Here is a 5,845-nt window from a genome sequence, read left to right as displayed (position 1 = left end):
CCGCGTCCTGCTCGGCCGGCGGCTCGGCGAGCAGCGCGCGCGCTTCCTCGGCAAGCCGTTCCGCATCGCGGCTGCGGATCGCCTCGGCCGAGGGCGCCGGCCCCCAGGCGGCCGCGACCCGCGCGGCCGAGATCAGCCGTTCCGCCGCGCGGCGACGCGGATGCGGCACCAGCAGCACCGAAACACCCTTCCGCCCCGCACGCCCCGTGCGGCCCGAGCGGTGCAGCAGCGTGTCGGGGTCCCGCGGCAGTTCCGCATGAATCACAAGACCGAGTTCCGGCAGGTCGATGCCGCGCGCCGCGACATCGGTCGCCACGCACACCCGCGCATGCCCGTCGCGCAGTTGCTGCAGGGCGCGCAGCCGCTCGGCCTGGGACATCTCGCCCGAGAGCGAGACGGCCGGGAAGCCGCGTTCGGCGAGGTTGCCCGACAGGCGCGCGACGGCCGCGCGCGTCGCGCAGAACACCATCGCCAGGCGCGGCGCCTCGAAGCGCAGCAGGTTGACGACGGCGCGCTCCAGCTCATGCGGCGCGACCAGGGCGGCGCGGTACTCGATGTCGCCATGCGGGCCGGCGCTGCCCGCGGCCTCGATGCGCAGCGCGTCCCGCTGGTAGGTCTTGGCGAGGGCCGCGATGCCGCGCGGCACGGTCGCCGAGAACATCAGCGTCCGCCGCCCGGCGGGCGTCTCCTCGAGGATCGCCTCCAGTTCCTCCCGGAAGCCGAGGTCGAGCATCTCGTCCGCCTCGTCCAGCACCACGGCGCGCAGCGCCTCGGGGCGGAGGTTGCCGCGTTCGAGGTGATCGACGAGCCGCCCCGGCGTGCCGACGACGATATGCGTTCCCGCGAGCAGCGCGCGCCGCTCCGCCACGGGGTCCATGCCGCCGACGCAGGAGACGACGCGCCCGCCGGCGTCGGCATAGAGCCAGGCGAGTTCGGTCTTTACCTGAAGGGCCAGTTCGCGCGTCGGCGCGACCACAAGGGCGAGGGGCGCCCCCGCGGGCGGCAGCCGCGCGGCCTCGCCCATCAGGTCGGGGGCGAGGGCGAGGCCGAACGCGACGGTCTTGCCCGAGCCGGTCTGGGCGGAGACAAGCAGGTCGCGCCCGGCGGCCTCGGGGGCCAGCACGGCGGACTGCACGGGGGTCGCCTCGGCATAGCCGCGGGCGGCGAGGGCGGATGCCAGCGCCGGGGGAAGATCAGGGAAGGACATGTACGGCGTCGTCTGCGCGCCGCGCCGCGCCGCGTCAAGCGCGCCGCGCGCGGGTCAGCCCGGCGCGCGGAGGAAGGACAGGTCCATCAAGTAGGGCCCGTCGGGCTGCGATGGATCGAAGGATATCGCGACGCTGTCCATCTGCCGCATCTGCGGCACGGGATCGAAGGGGATCGGCACGCTTTCGAAGAAGCGCTCGACGCCGCTGCGCGGATCGGCCCAGCGCGCCTGGAGAATGTAGGTCGGGCCGTCGCGGCGGAGCCCGATGAGCGGCACCTGGAAGGTCATGACGCCGGGGGGCGCGGCCAGCGCTGCGCCATCCGCCGCCGCGGCGCCGCCACGCCCCGCGAAGCGCATGACGAGCCCGCCCGCGAGCAGGAACGACGCGCCGATGCCGCCGAGGATCGAGGCGAGCAGCCAGGAGGAGAGGAAGCCCGCCATCTGCGCGTTGGAGGGGTCGCCCGGTTCGTAGCGCACCGTCACGCGGTCGCCGACGGCGCAGCAGGGGGGAGAGGAGGAGAAGCCGGCCTCGACCCGAACCTCCTTCCCGTCGGGCAGGCGGAAGGCGAAGACCGGCGTCCAGTTCGCGGAGCGGTTGCCGCTGCTGCTGCTGCCGGCGCGCTGGATCATCTGCACGATCCTGCCCTCGGTCTCGACCGCGCGCTGGCGGAAGGCGAGCTCGCGCGAGACTGCCACGCCCGCGCCGGCGGCGGAGCCCAGGCCGAACAGCAGGAACATCCATGCGAGCCAGCGCGGCGGCCCCGGTGCGCGCCGCGTGCCCGTCTGGCGAAAGGTCCCGCTCATCGTGCCTCCTTCAGCCCTGCGCCTTGCGGAAGGCGGCGAGCGCCATCAGCCGCCGGTCGCGCCAGGCGCTGCGGCCCGCAATCCCGTCCCGCGCCAGCACCTCGCGCCGCGCCGCGTCCACCTTCGCGACCGTGTCCGCATCGTAGCGGAAGGGCGTCTGTTCCTCGGTGATCGAGCCCATCAGCCCGCCGAAGCGCGCCGCGTAGTCCGCCACGCCGCCGGGCGCGTTCAGGTCGATCGTCTCGAAGGGGCCCATGAAGGACCAGCGCAGGCCGAGCCCATCCTTCACGCAGGCATCGACATCCTCGACGCTCATCACCCCGTCGCGCACCAGCCGGAAGGCTTCCGCCACCAGCGCCGCCTGCAGGCGGTTGAGAACGAAGCCCTTGGTCTCCTTCATCGCCGTCACCGGCACCTGGCCGACGGCATCCATCAGCGCGCGCGTGCGCGCCACCACTTCCGGGTCGGTCCAGGGCGCCGGGACGAGTTCGACGAGCGGCACGAGGGAAGGGGGGTTCACCGGATGCGCGACGAGGCAGCGCGCCCGGCCGGCCAGCCCCTCAGTGAAGGCCGAGGCCGGGATGCCGGAGGTGGAGGAGGCGAGCACGACATCCCTTGGCGCCAACGCGTCGAGCCGCGCGAAGGTCTCGCGCTTCACCTCGACGCGCTCCGGCCCGTTCTCCTGCACGTGGTCGGCGCCCTCGAGGCAGGCTTCCAGTGTCAGCGCAGCCGTCACGCGCGCGGCGATCGCCCCGGGCGCTTCCGCCACGAGGCCCGCCGCGGAGAAGTCCCCAAGCCGCGCGGCGATCGTCGCGAGCGCGGCTTCGGCCGCACCCGGCGCCGGGTCCCAGATTCGCACCTCGTGCCCGGCGCGGGCGAAGACGATCGCCCAGGCGCCCCCGATCAGCCCCGCGCCCACCACTGCGATCCGTTCCGCCATGCCGCGTCCCTCCCCGAAGGCGGCTTGATCGGCCGCCTCTGCCGGACGATCTAAGCCACTGTGAACAATCCCGCCAACGCGCCCGGCGCGCCCCCCAGCACCCCACCGCCGCTCGGCGTGCGGGTGATCGGCTTCTTCCTGCTCGGCGGCACCATGTGGATCGCGGGGCTTCTGGCGCTGTTCGGCGCGGTGATGGCGGTGGCGACGCCATGATCTCCGCCTTCTGGCGCCGCTGGCTGCTGCCCTTCACCGTGCTGCCGCTGCTGCCGGCGACGCTGTTCAACCTGTTCGCGGGGCGCGAATGGGCGCTGCTCGGCTGCGTGGTGGGCATCGCGCTGCCGATGGCCGCCACTTGGCTGATGCGACGCGGGAAGGCCGGCGATGCGCAACTTGCGGCGGCGGCCATGGGTGGCGCGGCGGGCATCGTCACGCTGCTCGGGGCCGGGGCTGGGCCGGTTGCGGCGGTGCTGCTGGCCGCCGGGGCCTGGGGGGGCACGCGGCTGCTCTACACCGGCGTCCGGGAAGTAGTTCCGCCACCGCCGCCGCCCGCGCCACCCCCCGTGCCGGAACCGCTCCGCCAGGCGCGGCACCGGCTGGACCTGCTCGCCGCGCGCGTGCCGGCATTGCCGACGCCGGCCATGGGCAGCGTGGTCCTCGCGCTCGACGGCGTCCTTGCCGACCTGGTCCTGCTGCCGGCGCGCGTCGCGGAGGCGCGGCCGCTGATCGAGATGCACCTCGATGGACTGGAACGCATCGCCGACCGGCTCGCCGCCGGCGCCGTCCCACCGCCGGGGCTCGACCGGCTGCTCGCTGCCATGGCGAGCGAGGCCGAGGAGATCCGCACGCGGCTCCGGGAGCAGGAGACCATGGCGCTCGCCGTGCAGGTGAAGGTGCTCGGCGACCGGCTCCGGCAGGAAGGCTACGGCTGAACCATTCGACTTGCGGCGGATCAAGAGGCGCTACGCCGGACAGGCGCAGGCTTTCACTGGTTCGTGAAAGAAGGGAGGATTCCTATGCGCTTCAGCCCCATCGCCGCCGCGGCCCTCGCGCTTGCCGCCTGCGCCACGCCTGCCAGCCAGCCGCCGCCCCTGCCATCGCCCGTATCCGCCACGCCCGGCCTGCCGGTGGACGAGGCCCGGCGTGCCGCGATCGACGCCAATTCCTGGTTCGCCCGGCCGCGACCGAACCAACCCGCCCAGGCCGCGCGCGCCCATGCCGAGCTTGAATTTCTTGCCGAGGCGCTGACACGGGAACCGAACCTGCGCGGTGGCGCGGGGGCTGGCCTGCCGCAGCTGCAGATCGCCCGGCGGGAACACCGCGTGGCGCTCGGCATTCCGGCCGACGCGGCGGCCGGCGCCGTGGTGCTCGGCCTGCGCAGCGCCGCCGAGGCGCTGGAACGCAATGACCGCGCCGCCGCGCTGACGGCCCTGCCGCGCACGACCTTCGCGGCGGGACCGGAGGAGACCCTGCGGCGCCTTGCCCGCCCACCCCGCGTGCCGAGCGCGCGCCCGGCCCTTGTCGGCCTTGCGCAGCGCAATGGCGGCGGCAGTTGAACTGGTGACGACCGCGCGCGGGGCATCCGACCCCGCGCGCGGCGTGACCATGGTGCCCTGCCCGGCCGCGATGGGCCGCCACGCGGCTTGACGGCACGGACGCGGCGCGCGACCTCCGTTACAGAAACCGCCGGAGGAAATGACAGATGTTCCCGCGCCGCCACCTGCTGGCCGCATCGGCCGCGCTCGCCACGCCGCTACCCGCCCGCGCCCAGCCTGTCTGGCCGAACGGGCCGATCCGCATCGTCGTGCCCTTTCCCCCCGGTGGATCCACCGACGCGATGGCGCGCCTGCTTCAGCCGCGGCTGACCCAGGAATTCGGCGTGCCGGTCGTGGTGGAGAATCGCGGCGGCGCGTCGGGCGCGCTCGGGACGGCGCAGGTCGCGCGCGCGGCGCCGGACGGCAACACCTGGCTGATCGTGTTCGACACGCATGCGGTGAATCCGGCGCTGATCCCGAACATCGGCTTCGACACCCAGCGCGACCTGACGCCGCTGCTGCTGTTCGGCACCGCGCCGATGGTGCTGACGGCGCACCGCACGCGGCCCTATCGCAGCGTCGCGCAGGTGGTCGAGGCCGCTAAAGCGCGGCCCGAGACGGTAACCTATGGCAGCATCGGCAACGGCTCCCTTGCGCATCTGACGATGGAGTTGGCGCAGCGCGCGGGCGGCTTCCGCCTGGTGCACGTGCCCTATCGCGGCGGCGGGCCGCTCGCCACCGCCGCCGTGGCGGGGGAGGTCGACCTGCCGATCGCGACGCGCCCGGCGATCGGCGTCCACATCGATTCCGGCGCGCTGATCCCGCTGGCCCAGACCGGGGCGACGCGCTCACCCTCCATGCCCGACATCCCGACGCTGGCCGAAGCCGGCATCCCGGGGATCGATGCCCGGGCGTTCTGGGGCTTCCTCGGGCCCGCCGGCCTGCCGGCGCCGATCAAGCAGAGGATGGAAGCGGCGATCCGCAAGGCGCTCGACATCCCGGAGGTGCGCGAGCGCGTCATCGGCCTCGGCATCGACCTCGACCCGCAGGGGGAAGCGGTGTTCGGCCCCTTCGTGGCCCGGCAGATGGAAACCTGGGGCCGCGTGGTGCGGGAGAACAACATCCGCCCGGATTGAGGCGCGTCCTGCGGCCGCCACATCGCCGCCGCATCGCCCGCGCAACGTCGGACGATGCTTCGCTGCCTGCTTCCCCTGCTCGCGCTGCCGCTCGCCGGCTGCATCGTCGTCCAGCCCGTGCCCCTGGCGCTGCCGGCCGGCCCGCTGTGCGAGGATCCGGGGGGCGGGGCGCTCGCCGGGGCGGCGATCGGTGCGGGCGTGGGGGCGCTTGCGGGGTCCGCGAGCG

7 protein-coding genes are annotated in these 5,845 nt (G+C 74.4%); 4 read left to right on the top strand and 3 right to left on the bottom strand.

Annotation, left to right across the window (positions count from 1 at the left end):
• The 3 genes from HW577_RS19270 to HW577_RS19260 form a co-directional block, all read right to left on the bottom strand.
• The coding region (locus HW577_RS19270; RefSeq protein ID WP_198377753.1) for a DEAD/DEAH box helicase at positions 1–1,207 on the bottom strand (1,207 nt) is incomplete at its 3' end.
• A 54-nt stretch (positions 1,208–1,261) separates the two neighbouring features.
• Positions 1,262–2,011 (bottom strand): DUF3592 domain-containing protein, encoded by a 750-nt coding sequence (locus tag HW577_RS19265; RefSeq protein ID WP_198377752.1) that lies wholly within the window; start codon positions 2,009–2,011, stop codon positions 1,262–1,264.
• A gap of 10 nt (positions 2,012–2,021) precedes the next feature.
• On the bottom strand, positions 2,022–2,951 hold the full coding sequence (locus HW577_RS19260) for a 3-hydroxyacyl-CoA dehydrogenase (protein ID WP_198377751.1): 930 nt from the start codon (positions 2,949–2,951) through the stop codon (positions 2,022–2,024).
• Positions 2,952–3,011: 60 nt separating this feature from the next.
• Between HW577_RS19260 and HW577_RS19255 the strand changes: the two genes are divergently transcribed.
• The 4 genes from HW577_RS19255 to HW577_RS19240 all read left to right on the top strand — a co-directional run bounded on the left by HW577_RS19255 (position 3,012) and on the right by HW577_RS19240 (position 5,619).
• Positions 3,012–3,164 (top strand): hypothetical protein, encoded by a 153-nt coding sequence (locus HW577_RS19255; protein ID WP_198377750.1) that lies wholly within the window; start codon positions 3,012–3,014, stop codon positions 3,162–3,164.
• Positions 3,161–3,880 (top strand): hypothetical protein, encoded by a 720-nt coding sequence (locus tag HW577_RS19250; RefSeq protein ID WP_198377749.1) that lies wholly within the window; start codon positions 3,161–3,163, stop codon positions 3,878–3,880. Before HW577_RS19255 ends, HW577_RS19250 begins: the two co-directional genes overlap by 4 nt.
• A gap of 84 nt (positions 3,881–3,964) precedes the next feature.
• The gene (locus HW577_RS19245) at positions 3,965–4,504 is read left to right on the top strand and encodes a hypothetical protein (protein ID WP_198377748.1); all 540 of its coding nucleotides are present in this window, start codon (positions 3,965–3,967) and stop codon (positions 4,502–4,504) included.
• A 146-nt stretch (positions 4,505–4,650) separates the two neighbouring features.
• The gene (locus tag HW577_RS19240) at positions 4,651–5,619 is read left to right on the top strand and encodes a tripartite tricarboxylate transporter substrate binding protein (protein WP_198377747.1); all 969 of its coding nucleotides are present in this window, start codon (positions 4,651–4,653) and stop codon (positions 5,617–5,619) included.
• The last annotated feature ends 226 nt before the right edge of the window (positions 5,620–5,845 follow it).

Source organism: Neoroseomonas rubea, assembly GCF_016106015.1.
GTDB lineage: Bacteria > Pseudomonadota > Alphaproteobacteria > Acetobacterales > Acetobacteraceae > Neoroseomonas > Neoroseomonas rubea.
The sequence above is the reverse complement of the archived record's forward strand: the minus strand, read 5'-3'. Positions and strand labels throughout refer to the sequence as shown.

Bases quoted from the DNA above. Each gene is read 5' to 3' on its own strand.
- HW577_RS19265 (WP_198377752.1), bottom strand. From the start codon at position 2,011: ATGAGCGGGACCTTTCGCCAGACGGGCACGCGGCGCGCACCGGGGCCG.
- HW577_RS19260 (WP_198377751.1), bottom strand. From the start codon at position 2,951: ATGGCGGAACGGATCGCAGTGGTGGGCGCGGGGCTGATCGGGGGCGCC.
- HW577_RS19250 (WP_198377749.1), top strand. From the start codon at position 3,161: ATGATCTCCGCCTTCTGGCGCCGCTGGCTGCTGCCCTTCACCGTGCTG.
- HW577_RS19245 (WP_198377748.1), top strand. From the start codon at position 3,965: ATGCGCTTCAGCCCCATCGCCGCCGCGGCCCTCGCGCTTGCCGCCTGC.
- HW577_RS19240 (WP_198377747.1), top strand. From the start codon at position 4,651: ATGTTCCCGCGCCGCCACCTGCTGGCCGCATCGGCCGCGCTCGCCACG.